This window comes from Pseudomonas sp. CJQ_9, from assembly GCF_043106615.1.
Classification (GTDB): Bacteria; Pseudomonadota; Gammaproteobacteria; order Pseudomonadales; family Pseudomonadaceae; genus Aquipseudomonas; species Aquipseudomonas juntendi.
On the sequence record NZ_JBICMS010000001.1, the window covers coordinates 58,820 to 77,050 of the forward strand.

General features: G+C 61.9%; 18 protein-coding genes. 6 read left to right on the plus strand and 12 right to left on the minus strand.

Annotated features, from left to right (window positions below; all coding sequences use genetic code 11):
• Positions 1 to 12: 12 nt before the first annotated feature.
• From ACF8SD_RS00285 to coxB, 3 genes are read right to left on the minus strand one after another with little or no spacing between them, the layout of a single operon-like run.
• Positions 13 to 579 (minus strand): cytochrome c oxidase assembly protein, encoded by a 567-nt coding sequence (locus ACF8SD_RS00285; protein WP_173887099.1) that lies wholly within the window; start codon positions 577 to 579, stop codon positions 13 to 15.
• Positions 580 to 589: 10 nt separating this feature from the next.
• Positions 590 to 2,179 (minus strand): cytochrome c oxidase subunit I, encoded by a 1,590-nt coding sequence (gene ctaD, locus ACF8SD_RS00290; RefSeq protein WP_054911456.1) that lies wholly within the window; start codon positions 2,177 to 2,179, stop codon positions 590 to 592.
• Positions 2,180 to 2,222: 43 nt separating this feature from the next.
• Positions 2,223 to 3,350, minus strand: a complete 1,128-nt coding sequence (coxB, locus tag ACF8SD_RS00295) for a cytochrome c oxidase subunit II (protein ID WP_392483377.1) — start codon at positions 3,348 to 3,350, stop codon at positions 2,223 to 2,225.
• A gap of 369 nt (positions 3,351 to 3,719) precedes the next feature.
• On the opposite strand from coxB, the gene ACF8SD_RS00300 reads away from it, so the two are divergent.
• Positions 3,720 to 4,361, plus strand: a complete 642-nt coding sequence (locus tag ACF8SD_RS00300) for a hypothetical protein (RefSeq protein WP_392483378.1) — start codon at positions 3,720 to 3,722, stop codon at positions 4,359 to 4,361.
• A gap of 70 nt (positions 4,362 to 4,431) precedes the next feature.
• Here the strand turns inward: ACF8SD_RS00300 and ACF8SD_RS00305 are convergent, their stop codons facing one another.
• The 6 genes from ACF8SD_RS00305 to prlC all read right to left on the minus strand — a co-directional run bounded on the left by ACF8SD_RS00305 (position 4,432) and on the right by prlC (position 12,709).
• Positions 4,432 to 5,967 carry a SulP family inorganic anion transporter gene (locus tag ACF8SD_RS00305; RefSeq protein ID WP_392483379.1) on the minus strand — a complete coding sequence of 512 codons (1,536 nt, stop codon included), beginning with the start codon at positions 5,965 to 5,967 and terminating at the stop codon, positions 4,432 to 4,434.
• A 190-nt stretch (positions 5,968 to 6,157) separates the two neighbouring features.
• Entirely contained in the window at positions 6,158 to 6,877 is a 720-nt protein-coding gene (locus ACF8SD_RS00310) for a carbonic anhydrase (protein WP_009683612.1), read from the minus strand.
• Between the two features lie 293 nt (positions 6,878 to 7,170).
• Positions 7,171 to 8,220, minus strand: a complete 1,050-nt coding sequence (locus ACF8SD_RS00315) for a PA0069 family radical SAM protein (RefSeq protein ID WP_173887095.1) — start codon at positions 8,218 to 8,220, stop codon at positions 7,171 to 7,173.
• Positions 8,221 to 8,281: 61 nt separating this feature from the next.
• Complete coding sequence (locus ACF8SD_RS00320; protein WP_392483381.1) at positions 8,282 to 10,294, minus strand: M3 family metallopeptidase; 2,013 nt, start codon at positions 10,292 to 10,294, stop codon at positions 8,282 to 8,284.
• Between the two features lie 85 nt (positions 10,295 to 10,379).
• On the minus strand, positions 10,380 to 10,661 hold the full coding sequence (locus ACF8SD_RS00325; RefSeq protein WP_392483382.1) for a YheV family putative zinc ribbon protein: 282 nt from the start codon (positions 10,659 to 10,661) through the stop codon (positions 10,380 to 10,382).
• Positions 10,658 to 12,709 carry an oligopeptidase A gene (gene prlC / locus ACF8SD_RS00330; RefSeq protein WP_392483383.1) on the minus strand — a complete coding sequence of 684 codons (2,052 nt, stop codon included), beginning with the start codon at positions 12,707 to 12,709 and terminating at the stop codon, positions 10,658 to 10,660. Before prlC ends, ACF8SD_RS00325 begins: the two co-directional genes overlap by 4 nt.
• A gap of 102 nt (positions 12,710 to 12,811) precedes the next feature.
• Here prlC and ACF8SD_RS00335 point away from each other — a divergent pair, with 102 nt between their 5' ends.
• Positions 12,812 to 13,360: a gamma carbonic anhydrase family protein gene (locus tag ACF8SD_RS00335; protein WP_029886284.1), complete on the plus strand. Its 549-nt coding sequence runs from the start codon at positions 12,812 to 12,814 to the stop codon at positions 13,358 to 13,360.
• A 24-nt stretch (positions 13,361 to 13,384) separates the two neighbouring features.
• Positions 13,385 to 14,035, plus strand: a complete 651-nt coding sequence (locus ACF8SD_RS00340; protein ID WP_173887093.1) for an HAD family hydrolase — start codon at positions 13,385 to 13,387, stop codon at positions 14,033 to 14,035.
• 84 nt (positions 14,036 to 14,119) lie between these two features.
• Here the strand turns inward: ACF8SD_RS00340 and ACF8SD_RS00345 are convergent, their stop codons facing one another.
• The gene (locus ACF8SD_RS00345; RefSeq protein WP_173891630.1) at positions 14,120 to 15,193 is read right to left on the minus strand and encodes an aminopeptidase; all 1,074 of its coding nucleotides are present in this window, start codon (positions 15,191 to 15,193) and stop codon (positions 14,120 to 14,122) included.
• An 84-nt stretch (positions 15,194 to 15,277) separates the two neighbouring features.
• Between ACF8SD_RS00345 and ACF8SD_RS00350 the strand changes: the two genes are divergently transcribed.
• Entirely contained in the window at positions 15,278 to 15,691 is a 414-nt protein-coding gene (locus tag ACF8SD_RS00350) for a hypothetical protein (RefSeq protein ID WP_392483384.1), read from the plus strand.
• A gap of 53 nt (positions 15,692 to 15,744) precedes the next feature.
• The gene (locus ACF8SD_RS00355; RefSeq protein ID WP_054906239.1) at positions 15,745 to 16,158 is read left to right on the plus strand and encodes a hypothetical protein; all 414 of its coding nucleotides are present in this window, start codon (positions 15,745 to 15,747) and stop codon (positions 16,156 to 16,158) included.
• A gap of 158 nt (positions 16,159 to 16,316) precedes the next feature.
• Here ACF8SD_RS00355 and ACF8SD_RS00360 read toward each other — a convergent pair whose 3' ends face one another.
• Together ACF8SD_RS00360 and ACF8SD_RS00365 are read right to left on the minus strand one after the other, a co-directional pair.
• Positions 16,317 to 16,550 carry a DUF1161 domain-containing protein gene (locus tag ACF8SD_RS00360; protein WP_009682184.1) on the minus strand — a complete coding sequence of 78 codons (234 nt, stop codon included), beginning with the start codon at positions 16,548 to 16,550 and terminating at the stop codon, positions 16,317 to 16,319.
• 74 nt (positions 16,551 to 16,624) lie between these two features.
• A complete protein-coding gene (locus ACF8SD_RS00365) occupies positions 16,625 to 17,050 on the minus strand; it encodes an OsmC family protein (protein WP_009682183.1) in 426 nt (141 codons plus the stop codon).
• Positions 17,051 to 17,201: 151 nt separating this feature from the next.
• Here ACF8SD_RS00365 and ACF8SD_RS00370 point away from each other — a divergent pair, with 151 nt between their 5' ends.
• A complete protein-coding gene (locus ACF8SD_RS00370; RefSeq protein WP_144187319.1) occupies positions 17,202 to 18,206 on the plus strand; it encodes an LLM class flavin-dependent oxidoreductase in 1,005 nt (334 codons plus the stop codon).
• Positions 18,207 to 18,231 lie beyond the last annotated feature (25 nt).

Here is an 18,231-nt window from a genome sequence, read left to right on the forward strand (position 1 = left end):
GTTCTCCTTCCCTTAACGGGCGCCCTGGACGGCCTGGGCCGCAACTTGAGCGACCGGCGGGTGGCGAGCGGTGATGTCGAACAAGGTGTAGGCCAGCGTCAGGTGCTTCACGTTGGCCGGCAGGTCGCGGTCGACGATGAAGCGTACCGGCATTTCAATGCGTTGGCCGGGTTGCAGCACCTGCTGCGTAAAGCAGAAACACTCGGTCTTGTGGAAGTACGCCGCGGCTTCGGCGGGGGTGATGCTGGGTATCGCCTGGGCACTCATCGGCCGGTCGGTCGGGTTATGGGCAATGAAGATCATCTGGTTGACCGCACCGGGGTGAACCTCCAGCTGATCGGCGCTGGAGTAGAAGTCCCAGACCATGTCGCTGGCGTTGGTCGACATGAACTGCACCCGGACCGACCGCGAGGTGTCACTGACCTGGCTGCCCTCGTACTGCCCGCCGGTCTTGCCATTGATGCCGAAGGCCTTGCACATCACGTCGTAGATCGGCACCAGGGCGAAGCCGAAGGCGAACATCACCACCGTCAGCATCAGCAGGCGCGCTACCAGGCGCTTCACCGAGAGGCCTGTCATGGCGGCGCTCCTACTTCACTTCCGGCGGTGTCTGGAAGGTGTGGTAGGGCGCAGGCGAGGGGATGGACCACTCCAGGCCTTCGGCGCCGTCCCAGGGTTTGGCCGGCGCAGGCGCGCCGCCACGGATGCACTTGATGACGATGAACAGGAAGAAGATCTGCGTGGCACCAAACATGAACGCGCCGATCGAAGACACCATGTTGAAATCTGCGAACTGCAGGTTGTAATCAGGTATGCGCCGCGGCATACCGGCCAGCCCTACGAAATGCATGGGGAAGAAGGCCAGGTTCATGCCGACGAACGACAGCCAGAAATGTAGCCTGCCGAGGGTTTCGTCATACATGTGGCCGGTCCATTTTGGCAGCCAGTAGTAGGCCGAGGCGAAGATGCCAAAGATGGCCCCGGGCACCAGCACATAGTGGAAGTGCGCCACCACGAAGTAGGTGTCGTGGTACTGGAAGTCGGCCGGTGCGATCGCCAGCATCAGCCCACTGAAGCCGCCGATGGTAAACAGGATGACGAAGGCGATGGCGAACAGCATCGGGGTTTCGAAGGTCAACGAGCCTTCCCACATGGTGCTGACCCAGTTGAACACTTTCACGCCGGTGGGCACCGCAATCAGCATGGTGGCGTACATGAAGAACAGCTCGCCGACCACCGGAATACCGACCACGAACATGTGGTGCGCCCAAACGATGAACGACAGGAAGGCGATGGCCCCGGTGGCGTACACCATCGAGGTGTAGCCAAACAGGGGCTTGCGCGAGAATGCCGGGATGATCGAGCTGACCGCGCCAAAGGCGGGCAGGATCATGATGTACACCTCGGGGTGGCCGAAGAACCAGAACACATGCTGGAACAGCACCGGGTCACCACCGCCAGCCGCACTGAAGAAACTGGTGCCGAAGTGGATATCCATCAACATCATGGTCACCACCCCTGCCAGCACCGGCATCACTGCAATCAGCAGGAACGCAGTGATCAACCAGGTCCAGACGAACAGTGGCATTTTCATCAAGGTCATGCCGGGGGCACGCAGGTTCAGGATGGTCGCGATCACGTTGATCGCCCCCATGATCGAGCTGACACCCATCAGGTGGATGGCGAAGATGAAGAAGGTGACGCTGGCCGGGGCATAGGTCGTCGACAGCGGGGCGTAGAAGGTCCAGCCGAAATTCGGCCCGCCACCGGGGCTGAACAAGGTTGAAACCAGCAGCAGGAACGCCGCCGGCAACAACCAGAAGCTGAAGTTGTTCATGCGTGGCAGGGCCATGTCCGGCGCGCCGATCATCAGCGGGATCATCCAGTTGGCCAAGCCGACGAAGGCCGGCATCACGGCGCCGAAGACCATGATCAACCCGTGCATGGTGGTCATCTGGTTGAAAAACGCCGGTTCGACGATCTGCAACCCCGGCTGGAACAGCTCGGCGCGGATCACCATGGCGAACGAGCCACCCAACAGGAACATGAGGAAGGCGAACCACAGGTACAGGGTGCCGATATCCTTATGGTTGGTGGTCAGCACCCAGCGCATCAGGCCCTTGGCCGGGCCGTGCGCATGGTCATGGCCGTGGGCGTGGTCGTCGATCACTGCACTCATGTCCTGTCTCCTGCAATCCACTGATTGCCGCGAGTAACCCGGTTCACTTGGCTTCTGCCTGCTTGAGCGCCAGCACGTCCTTCGGCGTGACCATGTCGCCCTTGTTGTTGCCCCAGGCGTTGCGTTCGTAGGTCACCACGGCAGCGATATCGACCTCCGACAGTTGCTTGCCGAAGGCGGCCATGGCGGTACCGGGTTTGCCGTGGAAAACGATGCTCAGGTGGTCTTCCTTCGGCCCGGTAGCGATCTTCGAGCCTTTGAGCGCCGGGAACATCGGCGGCAGGCCCTGGCCTTCGGCCTGGTGACAGGCCACGCAGGTGGTGTGGTAGACCTTGTCGCCGCGCGCCACCAGCTCGTCCAGGGTCCATTCCTTGCTGGTCAGCTCCTTGAGCTTGGCCGCCTCTGCCTTGCGCTCGCCAAGCCAGGTGTCGTAGTCGGCCTGGGACTTGACCTCGACCACCACGGGCATGAAACCGTGGTCCTTGCCGCACAACTCGGTACACTGGCCGCGGTAGATGCCTGGCTTCTCGATGCGCGTCCAAGCTTCGTTGACGAAGCCGGGAATGGCGTCGCGCTTGACCGCGAAGGCGGGCACCCACCATGAGTGAATCACATCGGCCGCCGTCACCAGGAAGCGCACCTTGGCACCCACCGGCAACACCAGCGGTTGGTCGACCTCCAGCAGGTAGTGCTCGTCTTTCGGCGCCTGGTTGTGAATCTGCTCGGCGGGGGTGGCCAGGTTGCTGAAGAACTCCACGTCCTGGCCCAGGTATTTGTAATGCCACTTCCACTGGTAGCCGGTGACCTGGATGTCGAGATCCGACTCGCTGGCGTCATAGATGTCGATCAAGGTCTTGGTGGCCGGTATGGCCATGGCCACAAGGATCAGGAACGGGACGACGGTCCAGAGGATTTCCACCCAGGTATGCTCGTGGAAATGCGCGGCTTGCTGGCCGGTGGAGCGGCGGTGGATGACCATGGACCAGAACATCGCGCCGAACACCACGATGCCGATGACCACGCAGATCCAGAAGATAGTCATGTGCAGATCGAAGACGGCGTTGGAGACTTCCGTCGCCCCTGGGTGCATGTTCACGGTCCAGGCAGCGTTGGCCTGACCCAGAACCGACCACAACAGCAGGCCCATCCAGACAGGTGGATGTCGCATCATTGCGGGTTCCCCTTCTCGTTCTTGTTTTCCCGGAGGCGTGGCCTGCGGCAAGAGGGAACGGCGGTCAAGACTGCCTGGCTTCAACGACCGAGCCCCTGCTAAAAGCAGTCGGGCCTCATCAACGAATCACGTTCAACGGGAGTATAGACAGCGACCAAAGCCGCGCAACGAAGGCAATGAAATGAACTTCACGAAACCGCTATAGCCCCTGAAAACCGCAGGCTTGAGCGCGTATGGCCAAGTAGTGGCCATGCTATATTCCAGGCAAAGCAAAAGTTAAACTCATCTATAACAAATTCGTCTTAGGTATGCCGTATACCGAGCTAATTTAGTGTCTTCCGTTTGAAACGTAATGTCCCTGGAGTTGTCATGAACATCGCTGCTGTACGCGAGCAGGTAAGCCAAGCCCATCAACATGAAAGCCAGACTGGCCAATTGAAACAGCGTCTCGAGCTGCAACTGCCCCACCTGCACCCCTCGATCCAACTGCCTGAGCAGGACGCACAGGGTACTTTGGCGCGCTTCGTCAGCGCCTACATCGAACAGGTTCCGGAACTGCTGGAGGCGGCCCATGAAGTCGCCCTTGAGGCCGGCATCGAGTCGCAGATCAAGCCTGTATTGAAAATCGCCGAGGCTTACTTCCTGCAGCCACCCGAGGTCATGAACGGGCATGTGGGGCTGGACTGCCTGCTAGATGAGGCGTACCTGGCGCACCGCCTGGTGGAGGAGGTGAATGACTTGTACATCCGTCACTTCCAGCAGCCGCTGATCCCGGTCGACACCACCGTCGCCAACCTGATTGCCCACCAGTTGATCGGCGAAGCATTTGCCAACCAGCTGGATGAAGTGGTGCACCACTCGGTGGATGAGATGCTCAATGACGCAAGCTTTGCGGCTGAGTCGGTGGAAGCCTACCGCGAGACGCTGACTAGCCCGGCAACCGGTGAGGCGTGGAAGCGCTGGCCGTGCCTGTCGCGTCAGCTGGGTGTCGAGCTGGGCCAGCCGACCTGATACTCCTGTGCCGGCCTCTTCGCGGGTTCACCTGCGAAAAGGCCAGTTCAGGCACTACAGAACTTCAACCTCAGGCCCCCACACCCGCCGTAGTCCGTAACCGCCCCTCGATTCGCCGCTTCAACCGCCGCTGCTCGATCAGCAACCGCGAGCCATTGGCAGCATTGCTGCGCCCCCAGTCCTCCAGCAATTCAAGGCACGAGTGGTCGATATAGCTCAGGTTACCCAGTGGCACATGCAACGTGGTGCCCGCCGGCACGCCATCGAGCACCTGGGTCAATGCTGGTACCTTGAGGAAGGTCGCGGCGCCACTTAGCCGCAATTCCATGTGCCCAGGCTTTGCCAGGTCGACCAGGTTGATCTTCAACCGTGCAGCCTTGAATGCCAGCTTCAGCAAGGTCAGGGCAAAGCCGAGCAGCACCCCGGTCAAGAGGTCGGTAAAGATGATCGCCAGCGCCGTCGCCGCATAGGTGAACATCGGCATGCGGCCATAACGGCCCAACCCACGGAATGCCTTCAAGTCGACCAACTTGATCCCCGTGAACACCAGCACACCTGCCAGGCTGGCTACTGGTATCTGCTGCAGCACACTGCTCAACGCCACCACGAAAGCCAGCAGCCACAAGCCATGGAAAATGGCCGAAGCGCGCGTTTGTGCACCTGCCTGCACGTTGGCCGAGCTACGTACGATCACCCCGGTCATCGGCAGTGCACCCAGCACCCCGCAAAGCATGTTGCCAATGCCCTGTGCAGACAGTTCACGGTCGAAGTCCGACCGCTGGCCACTGTGCATGCGGTCGACCGCAGCTGCTGACAGCAAGGTTTCGGCACTGGCAATGAATGCCAGGGCAAAGGCGGCGACGAGCAGGGCAGGGTCGGCCAGTTGCATCAAGTCACCGGGGCGGAGCCAGTCGATGGCTTCGGACAAGTCAGCCGGTACTTCCACGCGGTTCACGGGCAAGGCCAACCACATGCTGATCATGGTCATGCTCGCCACACCCAGCAGGGCGCCTGGCACAAAGCGCAGGCGCTGCGGCCGCAAACGTTCCCAGCCCCACATGATGGCGATGGTGCCCAGGCCCAGCGCACCGGCTATCCAGCCAGCGCCGGCGCTTTCGTGCGGCATGGCCGCAGCGAGGGTCGCCGGGAACTGCACAAGGTTCTGCATACCCGATGGCTGCGGTACGGTGTCGAACATCACATGCACCTGCGACAGCACGATCAACACGCCAATGCCTGCGAGCATGCCGTAGACCACCGCCGGTGCGGTGACGCGGAACCAGCAGCCCAGGCGCAGGCGCCCGGCCAGCAATTGCAGCAAACCGGCCAATAACAGGATCGGCCCGAGCATGGCCATGCCGTGCTGGCGTACCAACTCGAAGACCAACACCGCAAGGCCCGCCGCCGGACCACTGACTTGCAACGGCGAACCGGCGAGGAAGCCGACCACGACCCCGCCGATAATGCCGGTAATCAGGCCTTTGGCCGGCGGCATGCCCGAGGCGATGGCAATGCCCATGCACAAGGGCAGGGCCACCAGAAAGACCACGACCGAAGCCAGCAACTCACGCGGCAGGGCCGCTTTCAGCTGTGTAATGTTCACCATGTTTCTCCTTTCTCTAGTCGCACGGCCATTCCCCTGGCCATGGGCACGTTGGGTCCCCGACAAACGCGCAGGCGCGGGCCGCCAGCGGGCTCGCCGGCAGGGCAGTCAGGGTATTCAGGGCAGCCGAAGGCCGCGCCACACCCTTACAGGGTGCAGCCGGCTATCAAGGTTCTAACGGCGGACGGGTCGCTTAGTAGCGGCCTCTCGGAGTGGCGCATGGCACCGGTTGGCCTGCGGCCAGGGGCATGAAGCTGTCGCTGGCGGCGTCGTAGGCTTCGATCCTGCTGGTCTCGATGTCGTAGATCCAGCCATGGATGTACAGCTGACCCGCTGCAAGCCCCGAAGCCACCGAAGGGTGGGTGCGCAAGTGGTGCAGCTGGGCGATGACGTTCTCTTTGGTCAGCACTTGCATGCTTTCATGCTCGCTGCCGCACGAGCAGTTGTTCTCGACCACGGTGCGGGCCACTTCGGCGTGGCGCAGCCAGGCGCCAACCGTTGGCATCTTGGTCAGCGATTGCGGGTTGAGTACCGCACGCATCGCGCCACAGTCGGAGTGGCCGCAGATGATGATGTGGTGCACTTTAAGTGCCATCACCGCGTACTCGATAGCGCTGGAAACGCCACCGTTCATCTGGCCATAAGGCGGTACTACGTTACCTACGTTACGGGTCACGAACAGGTCGCCTGGCGAACTTTGCGTGATCAGTTCGGGCACGATGCGCGAGTCTGCGCAGGTAATGAACATGGCGCGCGGTGTTTGCGCAGTGGCGAGCTTCTTGAACAGCTCTTGCTGTTCAGGGAAGACGTCATGGTGAAAGCGCAGGAAACCGTCGACGATGTGCTTCAGGGCAGCATCGGCGCTTTCAGCGGGGACCTGCGGTACGACCTTGGATGGGTCCTTGACGGGCATGATTCATCCTCTTGACGGTGTGTAGGTAAATCCATTTTACCGGTTAAAGATTCTGGCTATGCAGGGTTTTAGATGACACGCACAGCCCATAGATCACAGTCGGTGTGGATTGGTTGCCTACGCTAACCGGGAAAACTTAACTGAAACTTAATTCGAGGGCTCTAGAACGGGCGTTCCAGATATAAAAGGCGGGATCTGAATAATAGCAAAAAAACATCAACTGCCAATATGCATTAGCGTAATTATTGGCTGCCATTAGTCAGGCTTTCTGTAGGGGGTGTTTACCCTGGCTATCAGAACAGTGCCATCTGCTCGCCCGGCCGGCTAAAGGCCGAGCAATCCAGCACCTGCGACTCGCGCCCTTCGAACGCCAGGCGTTTCATCGCCTTGGCGAAGCGCTGCGCCAGCAACTCGGCAAATACCCCCTCACCCCGCATGCGCGTGCCAAAGCGGCTGTCGTACAGCTCGCCATCGCGGCTCTGGCGGATCAGGCTCAGCACATGCGCAGCGCGCTGTGGGTAATGGTCGTGCAACCACTGCTCGAACAGCGGCGCCACCTCCAGCGGCAGGCGCAGCAGCATGTACGCCGCGCTCTGCGCCCCGGCCGCCTTGGCCGCTTCCAACAGGCGCTCCAGTTCGCTGTCGTTGATCATCGGTATCATCGGCGAGCACAACACGCCGACCGGCACGCCTGCTTCGCGCAGCACACGAATGGCCCGCAACCTCGCCCCTGGCGCTGCCGCCCGGGGCTCGAGCACCCGCTTGAGGTCATCGTCCAGCGTAGTCAGGCTGATCATCACCCGCACCAGGCGCTGGCGAGCCATGTCGGCGAGCAGGTCGAGGTCGCGCAGCACCAGGGCCCCTTTGGTGACGATGGTCACCGGGTGGCGAAAGCGCAGCAGTACCTCAAGCAGGCGCCGAGTCAGCAGTTGCTCGCGCTCGATCGGCTGGTACGGGTCAGTGTTGGAGCCCAGGTTGATCGGTGCACACACATACCCAGGTTTGCTCAACTGCTGCACCAGTACCTCGGCGGCGTTGGTCTTGGCGATCAGCTTGGTTTCGAAGTCCAGGCCTGGGGACAGATCCCAGTAGGCATGGGACGGGCGGGCATAGCAGTAGATACAGCCATGCTCGCAACCGCGGTAGGGGTTGATCGAGCGGTCGAAGGGCAGGTCAGGGGAAGTATTGCGTGCGATGATGGTCTTGGCGGTTTCGGCCCTGACTTCGGTGCCCTGGGTAACGGGCACCTCCTGATACCAGCCATCGTCTTCGAGCACCGACTGGCGTGATGCGAAACGATTGTGTGGGTTATGGCTGGTACCACGACCGCGAACAGGATACATGCTGTTTGCCCCTACTGGTTATGCATACAGTATATTACCAGCACCGCCTCCAGCATTGTTATCAGGGAGACAAGTGGCGCCTTGCATACGGCTCCAGCGACATGGGCCTGCCGGCGAATGCGTTGAACGACGCCGTCATCCGGCGCATCCCGCCCTTGGCCAGGATTTCGTCGCGCAGGCGGCGGCCCAGCGCCCGATGATCGGCGTCGGCCCCCTCGAATGCGCTGAACGCGTCAATGGCATGGACCTGCGCCCACTTGTAGCAGTAATAACCCGCTTCGTAACCCGTGACCATGTAATCAAACCCTTCGGCAAACCTGTCCTGGGCGAAGGCTTGCGGCAAGCCGACCTGCAGGGTTGCCGCAACTGCCAGCTGGCGAAGGTCGTGGCGGGCGCGATCGTCGCAATGCGCGACGAGATCGAACCAGCACAGCCGCAGTTGCTCGGCTTCCGCCACCGCCTGGAAACGACGTTTGCCGGCGAGCCACTGCTGCATCTGTGGCAATGACACTGGCGGCGCACTCGTTTCCGGCTGCGGCAACGCCAATAGTGTCGGGGCGGACCAGCACCACTGTTCGAGCAAGGTGCCGACGAATTCGCAGGCATCGGCGCCCAAGGCGGAAGTGGCGGTGCGATTGAGGCGCCGGTGCTGGTTGGTGACCAGCAACTGATGCAGGGCATGGCCCGCCTCGTGAAACAGCTTGCAGAGGTCTGCGTGAGTCAAGTTGGGCGTGACATGCCCAGGCTGCAGCTCGAAACAGCAGGACAGCAGAGCGGCGGGCAACGTCACCACACCGTTGGCATCCACATGGCGCTGGCGCATGGGATAACTGTATGGCCAGGGCAGCTTGCCTGGGCGCTGATAGGCATCCAGGTAGATATGCCCCAGGCTGGTATGCCCGTCCATTACCTCCAGCACCTGCACGTCGGGGTGCCAACCTTCCACGTCGCACGCCACGATACGCACGCCAAGCACCTGTTCATGCAGTTGCCACAGCCCCTGCAGGACGCTGTCCAGGGGGAAACGCTCGCGCAGGCGGGCATCGATCGCCTCATTGCCTTGCAGCCGCAGCTTCCGGCCAAGGTATGCGACGTCCCACGGGGCAAGCGCCTCGATACCCAATTCGCTACCCAGCACCTGCATCGCGTTCAGCTCCTCCTGCAAGCGCGCGCTGTTCTGCTGGATCAATGCGTTGATGAAGTGCTCGACCTGCGAGGTGTCACGCGAATCCTTGGCTTCGAGGCTCAACTGCGCCGCGTTGGCCAGGCCCAACAGGCGCGCACGCTCATGGCGCAGGCGCAACAGCGCCTGCAGCACCGGGCCATTGTCCAGGGCGTGGTTGCCACCCAGGTCGCAAGCCAGCTGCCGTGAGGCCTGATAAACCTCTTTACGCAACTCACGCGCGTCGGCCCACTCGAGGACCACTTGCACCGTGCGCTCGTCAAGGTCGAGCAGCCAACCCGCCTGGCCCTGCGCCGCAGCCTTGGCTGCCAGCCGATCACGCTCAGGGCCTGGCAGGCCGGCCAGGCGCGCCTCGCCCGGCAACAGGCAAGTCCAGGCCTCACGTGCCTGGATCAGGTTACTCATGAATTGCTGCTCAAGCCCGACGATCGCCTGCTCGGTGGTGTGCAGTTGCTTGCGCGCGCTAGCGCCCAAACCATGGCCTGCGTGGCGGAACGCCCTGAGGATCAGTTTGAGCACAGCCTGACGCTCGTCATCCAGCTGCGCGGGATCGAGGCGCTGGTAAGCTTCATACAGCCTTAAGTGCTCGTGCTTGTATCGTACCCAGTCGAGCAGCAACTGGTTACAGGCATCGACTTCCACAGCCCATGCCTGGCTTTCGTACACCAACGGCACGAGCATGTGCAGCAGGTCTTCCAGCCGCTGATCAAGCTGCTCGACGGCCAGCACCAAGCTATCCCAACCTGGCGCCGGGCCGCTGTGTTCGATGATCTGTTCGAGCGCCGCGACATTGGCGTCGCGAATGGACAAGAAAGCGGGTTGCAGTTGCTCGGGCCGTAGCGACGGGTAGTCGAGCAAGCCATGGGCAATTCGAGCAAGGCCGTGATTCACGAAGCACCTCAGGGGCAAGTCAGGGGCCGACACTGTAGCCAGCCCCCTGTTGCCCCGCAGAAGCTCTATGTAACGCCCTGTACCCTTACTCTGTGGATTTCTTCAACTTCGGATTAGGGAAGAACTGCACCGTCTGTACCTTGGCCGCAGGGGTTTTCGGTTCGAGGTGATTGACCCGTGTCCCCAGCTCCTTGGGCACCGACAAGCCCTGTTCGTTGAGCGTATCGGTAAAGCCGCAGGCGACGCACTCACGGTGCGGTACGTCGTCTTCGCTCCACATCATCAGTTTGTCGGGCTGGCTGCATGCCGGGCATACAGCCCCGGCAATAAAGCGCTTCTTGGTCTTGTTCACGGCTACCTCACTCATGCCGCAGCGGCCTCGGCCAAGCCACTGTGGCGCAGCAATGCATCAATGGAAGGCTCACGGCCACGGAAGTCGACGAACAGTTCCATAGGCTCGCGCGAGCCGCCACGGGCCAGGATCGCTTCGCGGAAAGCACGGCCGGTTTCGGCATTCAGCACGCCTTCTTCCTCGAAGCGCGAGAAAGCGTCGGCCGACAGCACTTCAGCCCATTTGTAGCTGTAGTAACCCGCTGCGTAACCGCCGGCAAAGATGTGCGCAAAGCTGTTGGGGAAACGGTTGTACGCCGGCGGGCGCATGACCGAAACCTCATCGCGTACGCCTTCGAGCACCTGCAGCACGCTGCGGCCGTCGCCATGGCTGGCATGCAGTTCGAAGTCGAACAGCGAGAACTCCAGTTGGCGCACCATCATCATGCCCGACTGGAAGTTCTTCGCCGCCAGCATCTTGTCCAGCAGGTCCTGTGGCAGGGCCGCACCGGTTTCATAATGCCCCGAAATCAGCGCCAGGCCTTCCGGTTCCCAGCACCAGTTTTCCATGAACTGGCTAGGCAGCTCGACCGCATCCCAGGCCACGCCATTGATGCCGGAAACCCCGGCATGCTCGATGCGCGTCAGCATGTGGTGCAGGCCGTGGCCAAATTCGTGGAACAGCGTGGTGACCTCATCATGGGTCAGCAGCGCCGGCTTGCCAGGCGCAGCCGGGGTGAAGTTGCACACCAGGTTGGCCACCGGGCTTTGCAACTGGCCGCTGGCGGTGCGGCGCCGGTCACGGGCGCCGTCCATCCAGGCACCCCCCCGCTTGTTGGCGCGGGCATACAGGTCGAAGAAGAAGCGCCCGACGTGCTGGCCGTTTTCCTTGATTTCGAACAGGCGGACATCCGGGTGCCAGCTGTCGAAGCCCTTCAGCTCGGCGATTTCGATGCCATACAGGCGCTGCACGATGCTGAACAGGCCGCTGAGCACCTTGTCGATCGGGAAGTAGGCGCGCAGGGCCTCTTGCGACACGCTGTAGCGCTGTTCGCGCAGCTTCTCGCCATAGTACCCGGCGTCCCAGCTGGCCAGCTCTGGGCAGCCTTGCTCGGCGGCATAGGCCTTGAGCTGCTGCAGGTCCTGGGCGGCGAACGGCTTGGAGCGTTGGGCCAGATCGCGCAGGAAGCTCAGTACCTGGTCGCTGGACTCGGCCATCTTGGTCGCCAGGCTCAGCTCGGCGTAGTTCTTGTAGCCCAGCAGCTCGGCCAGTTCCTGACGCAGGTCGAGGATTTGCGCCATCACCGGCCCGTTGTCGTTCTGGCCAGCGTTCGGGCCTTGGTCCGAGGCGCGAGTGCAGTAGGCCGCATACACCTCTTCGCGCAGAGCGCGGTCGCTGGCGTAGGTCATCACCGCGTAGTAGCTGGGGAATTCCAGGGTGATCAGCCAGCCGTCGAGGCCTTTAGCCTGCGCTGCGGCGGCCATTTGCGCCTTGGCCGAATCGGTCAGGCCGGCCAGTGCGGCCTCGTCGGTCACATGCTTGGCCCAGGCTTGGGTGGCGTCCAGCAACTGGTTGGAGAAGCGGCTGCCCAGCTCACTGAGCTTGCTTTGCACATCGGCATAGCGCTGCTGCTTGTCCGCTGGCAGGTCTATACCCGACAGACGGAAGTCACGCAGGGCATGTTCGAGTATGGTTTTTTGCGCCACATCGAACCCGGCGGCCTCCGGGCTGCTGATCAGCGCCTGGTAGGCTTCGAACAACGCACGGTTCTGGCCCAGTTCGGTAGAGTAGGCGCTAAGCGCTGGCAGGCACGACTCGTAAGCCTCGCGCAATTCAGCGCTGTTGCACACCGCGTTGAGGTGGCTGACCGGGCTCCAGGCAGCGCCCAGGCGGTCGTTCAGTTCGTCCATGGCCAGCACCAGGCCTGCCCAGGTGGGGTTGCTGCCTTGCTTTTCGAGGATCTCGGCAATGGCTTTACGGTTGTCGGCCAGGATCGCTTCGATCGCCGGCAACACGTGTTCGGCACGGATTTGCGAGAAGGGCGGCAGATCGTAGGACTGCAGAAGCGGGTTGTTCGCACTCACGGTTCGGATACCTTGGCAGAAGAAACACTGCCCCATCTTAATTACAATCGACGCCGACCGCAGCAGGCAGCCTGCCTATCGACACAGATGAGAGACGCTATCATGGCCATTCGCAGCTTCCAGCAACACACTCCGAAAGTGGGGCCCAGGGCATTCGTCGACCGTTCGGCGGTGGTGCTGGGCGACGTTGAAATCGGCGAAGACAGCTCGGTCTGGCCACTGACCGTGGTGCGCGGCGACATGCACCGCATACGGATTGGTGCGCGCACCAGCGTGCAGGACGGCAGCGTGCTGCATATCACCCACGCCGGCCCGTTCAACCCGGACGGCTTCGCGCTGATCATCGGCGACGAAGTGACCATCGGTCACAAGGTGATGCTGCATGGCTGCACGTTGGGTAACCGCATTCTGGTCGGCATGGGCAGCACGGTCATGGACGGTGCAATCGTCGAGGATGAAGTCATCATTGGCGCCGGCAGCCTGGTGCCGCCAGGCAAGCGCCTGGTCAGCGGCTACCTGTACATGGGCAGCCCGGTGAAACAGGCGCGACTGCTCAATGACCAGGAGCGGGCGTTTTTTGCCTACAGCGCCAGCAACTATGTGAAGCTCAAGGACCAGCACCTGGCCGAAGGCTTCGATCAACCTGAATGAGCGCATTTGCGTGGAACCTTGTACATGCACCAGCAAAACATCCTGTTCGACCTCGACGGCACCCTGACCGACCCACGCCTGGGCATCACCCGCTCTATCCAATATGCCTTGGCAAAGCTGGGCATCGATGAGCCAGACCTGGCCCGCCTCGAGCACTTCATCGGCCCACCTTTGTTGCAGGCGTTCATGCAGTTCTATGGTTTCGACGAAGCCAAGGCGTGGGAGGCGGTCAACTTCTACCGCGAGCGCTTCCGCGTGACCGGGCTGTACGAAAACCTGGTGTTCGCCGGCGTACCGGAGCTGCTCCAAGCCCTGAACAGCCAGGGCCGCACGCTGTATATCGCCACCTCCAAACCGTGGGAGTTTGCCCGCGAAATTGCCCGGCACTTCGCCTTCGACCACCACTTCAAGGTGATCTACGGCAGCGAACTGGACGGCACGCGCACCAACAAGGTTGAGCTGATTCGCCATTTGCTGGACGAAGAAGGGCTGGACCCGGCGCAGACGCTGATGATCGGTGACCGCAAGCATGACCTGATCGGCGCGCGCAGCAATGGTTTGCAGGCCGTGGCGGTGGGCTATGGGTTTGGTAGCCGGGAGGAGTTGATGGCCGAAGCACCGGCTTTCCACTTCGCCACGCTGGCCGAGATGCATCAGGCATTTATCAAGGCCTAAGGGCCTTCAGGGCTGCTTTGCAGCCCTTGCGGTCGCTGTGGGAGTTGGCTTGCCGACGATGGGCCGCAAGGCGGCCCCAAAGTCTCACCGGCCAGCCATCAACTTCTGCAGCGCCGCCTTCCTTTCAGCGATGGGCAACCTCCCCAACTGCTCAACCCGTTCATAGAACCGCCCCCAATCCCCGCCAACCTCGCGAAACAGCGCCGCGAACGCCGGCACCCATTGGTCATACAGCCCGAACGGCAACAGCTTGGCATTGTTCATGGGCCCGTACACCCAGGCGTCAAAGCGCTTGTCGCCGCCCCACTGGCTGTCCCGCACCTGCTGGTAGTCACGCCTGAGCCGCGCGAACTCCGCCCGCTTGGCCTGGCGCTTGTGCGCATCATCCAGCGGCCCGGCGTAAATCGCCTGCAACCGCTCGCGGCTGGCCAGCACCAGCTGGATAAACTGCTCACGCTGCTGCCCCTGATCGCCACCCACCGCAGCCAGGCCGCGCGCTGCGCGCCATTGCCGGGTGCCTTCCTGTTCGACGAACGAGGCAAAGGACTCATTGAACTCGGTGTCGTCCTGCACATAAAAGCGCTGGTGCGCCAGCTCGTGAAAGATCAAGGTGGCCAGGCGTTCGTCACCCCAGCCCACCATCGACGAAAGAATAGGGTCGTCGAACCAGCCTAAGGTGGAATAGGCCTCCACCCCGCCCACGTACACATCCAGCCCTTCCTCGCGCATCAACGCTGCCGAGCCACGCGCCGCACCTTGCCGGTAATAGCCGCGGTACGCCACGCAACCCGCTATCGGAAAACAGTGGGTCACCGGTTGCAGTGAGAGCTCAGGCGTGGCGAAAACATTCCAAACCACATAGGGGCGCCCAAGGTCGGCGTATACGCGGTAGCTGCGGTTATCCGGCAACTTCAGCTGCTGGCTGGCAAACGCGCGCGCCTGTTCCGCCCGCTGCAGCCGCGCCCGTAACAGGGGAGAGGTAGCAGGGTCGGCGACCACTTGTTCCACCGGTTGCCGCGCGCGCAGCAGTTGCCACTGGCCTTGTGCAAGCTGGCCGTAATAGGCCGCACTGCTGCAACCACTCAGCAGAAGCACCGCCAGCAGCGGAACCAAACGGGTGAAAACGCGGTCGAGTGGCCCAGGGCCTGAGCGCTGCAAAAGAAAAAGTCGAAGCATCGGGACTGTCTGACTCGCTCAAGGCCGATTCGCTCCAAGACTATCTCGCCACGGGGGAGTTTCGCCATGCGTGCATTGTGGATCGCCGGTTCACTGTTGCTGTTATCTGCCTGTTCAACGCTGCCAGACCCAGACCCGAACCAGGCCTGGATCGACCTCACGCCCTACGACAACACCTCGTTGCACGCGGTGCAGGTCGATGAGCGCGATTGGGCCGACAACCGGTACTTCGAAGTGCAACCTGGCAGCCATGAGTTGACGGTGCGCTACCAGTTTCCGGTTACCCCCAGCAACATCGGCCCGGTCGACCAACCCCTGTGGCGAGATTGCCAGGTAAAGCTGGCGTTCAAAGACTTCAACGCCGGGCAACGCTATCAGCTGCAGGCCGGGAGCATCGGCTTCCGCCCGTGGGTGAAGTTGTATGACCAGCAACAAAAACTGCTGGGCCAGGGCCTGCCAGCGGGCTGCCAGCACACCTGAACCACGCAAACGGCGCTATGCTTAACGTGCCAATCGCAAGTGGGAGTTTTGCCATGCGCCAGCCCATGATGCTGATCGCCCTTAGTGCACTGGGGGCTTGCGCCAGCCCCTTGCCGCCGGTCGACCCCAAGCAAGCCTGGGTCGACTTGTACACCATGACGCCCGGCCGGGTGATCATGGCCGACCGCCTTGACGGGAAGCGCCTGGAAGACGGCCGATACTTTCAGGTAACCCCCGGCAAGCATGAGCTGGTCGTGCGCTTCGATTACGAGATCTACTCTGGCGGGATGCTGACCGATCCCCGGGACCGTACCTGTTACCTGACTGTGCGCTTCGATGACTTCAAGGCCGGGGAACGTTATCGCCTGGAAGCACGGGCGCCGGTAATGGAGCCGCAGGTGTTGCTGTATGACGCCAGCCGCACGGTGCTGGTGAATGAGCCTAGCGATGTGTTCTGTATTCCGTAGGCGGGGGTGCGGCGGATAGGGGGTGCTGCCGGTGGGGGAGCTGCTGCGAGTCAGGGCTGCTGCGCAGCCCATCGCGACGCAAGGCCGCTCCTACAGGGTCCTGTGGAAGCGGGCTTTTGTCGCAAATGGGCCGCGAAGCGGCCACCCATGCTCGAGCGCTAGCGATCATTCTTCTGGTAAATGATCTTCTTGGTCCCGCCATCGCACGTCCCGACCACCATATTCGGGTCCTGGACCTCGCTGTTGGGCACGATCTCCAGGGTGTACGACGCCACCCCTTGAGCCTGGATCTTGGCCTCGATCTCGGCTTTCAGTTCCTCGCACGGCTTGACCGCCGCCAGCGCAGACGTGGCGACCAGCGAAGCGAACACGGCGATTGCTACGCGAATCATGGAACGGCTCCTGAAAAGGCAGTATTGCTGCCGACATTGATTAGACTACAGCAAACTGCCATCGTTGCGCCGCTTCAGCCCACCAACGCCGCATCCAGGCTGATCTTGGCGTTGAGCACCTTCGACACCGGGCAGCCTGCTTTGGCCTTGTTGGCTATTTCCATGAACTGCGCCTCGCTGGCGCCTGGCACCTTGGCTCGCAACACCAGGTGTACAGCGGTAATGGCAAAACCATCAGGCTGCTTGTCGAGGGTGACTTCCGCCGCCGTGTCGATCCGGTCTGGGGTGAGCCCGGCTTCGCCGAGCATCATCGACAGTGCCATCGAGAAGCAGCCCGCATGCGCCGCACCGATCAGTTCCTCTGGGTTGGTACCCGGCGTGTCCTCGAAACGGGTGTTGAAGCCATAAGGGTTCTGCTTGAGGGCGCCGCTTTCGGTTGAAAGCAGGCCTTTGCCGTCCTTCAAACCACCTTGCCAGATCGCCGATGCTGTCTTCTTCATGATGCCTCCTTGTCACTCGGTTAGGTGCCTATGGGTTCAGAGGTCAGGTACGTCCGGCAAGTTCAGAGCAATTGCGCCCCCCATTGAATCCAACGAATACGCCCATACAGAGTCATAAAGGCCTCTGGCCAATCATTCTTGCGGAGGCCCCATGACGCAGCTACGTGACCTGAAGATTTCCACCCTCGACCTTGTGCCCGTTCGCGCCGACGCCGGCCCGGCGCAGTCGCTGCGCAACTCGCTGGACTTGGCGCAGCACGTCGAACGCTTTGGCTACAACCGCTTCTGGGTGGCCGAACACCACAACATGGACGGCATCGCCAGCTCGGCGACCTCGGTGCTGATCGGCTACCTCGCCGGGGGCACTTCGAGCATTCGCGTAGGCTCCGGCGGGGTCATGCTGCCCAACCATGCGCCGTTGGTGATCGCCGAGCAGTTCGGCACCCTCGCCAGCCTGTACCCGGGGCGCATCGACCTCGGCCTTGGCCGTGCGCCAGGCTCCGACCAGATGACTGCATACGCCTTGCGCCGAGACCGCGCCGGTGGCCCGGACGATTTCCCGGACGACGTCGAAGAGCTGTCACGCTACCTTGGCCCCCGAACCGATGATCAAAAAGTGATCGCTGTGCCTGGGCATGACACCGATGTGCCCATGTGGCTGCTGGGCTCCAGCCTGTTCAGCGCACAACTGGCCGGTATGCGCGGCATGCCTTATGCGTTCGCTTCGCACTTCGCGCCGCGTTACATGCACGAGGCAATCCGCGTGTATCGCAACCACTTCAAACCTTCCACCACGCTGGACAAACCCTATGTGATGCTGGGCATTCCCATGGTGGTTGCCGAGACCGATGAGCAGGCCGAATACCTGGCCACTTCGGTGTACCAGCGCATTCTGGCGCTGATTCGCGGGCAGAGCCTGATGCAGAAACCCCCGGTACCCAGCATGGACGGCTTATGGCTGCCCCATGAACGCGATGCGGTAGGCAGCTTCCTGGGTTTGGCGATGATCGGCAGCCCGCAGAAAGTGCGCGCCAAAGTGGAGGTATTGTTGGAGCAAACCGGGGCGGATGAGCTGATGTTTACCTGTGACCTGTACGAGCATGCAGACCGTATCCGCGCTTATGAGCTGCTGGCGCAGGCTTTGAAGAGCGAGTGAACCCCTTCGCGAGTGCCCCCGCGAA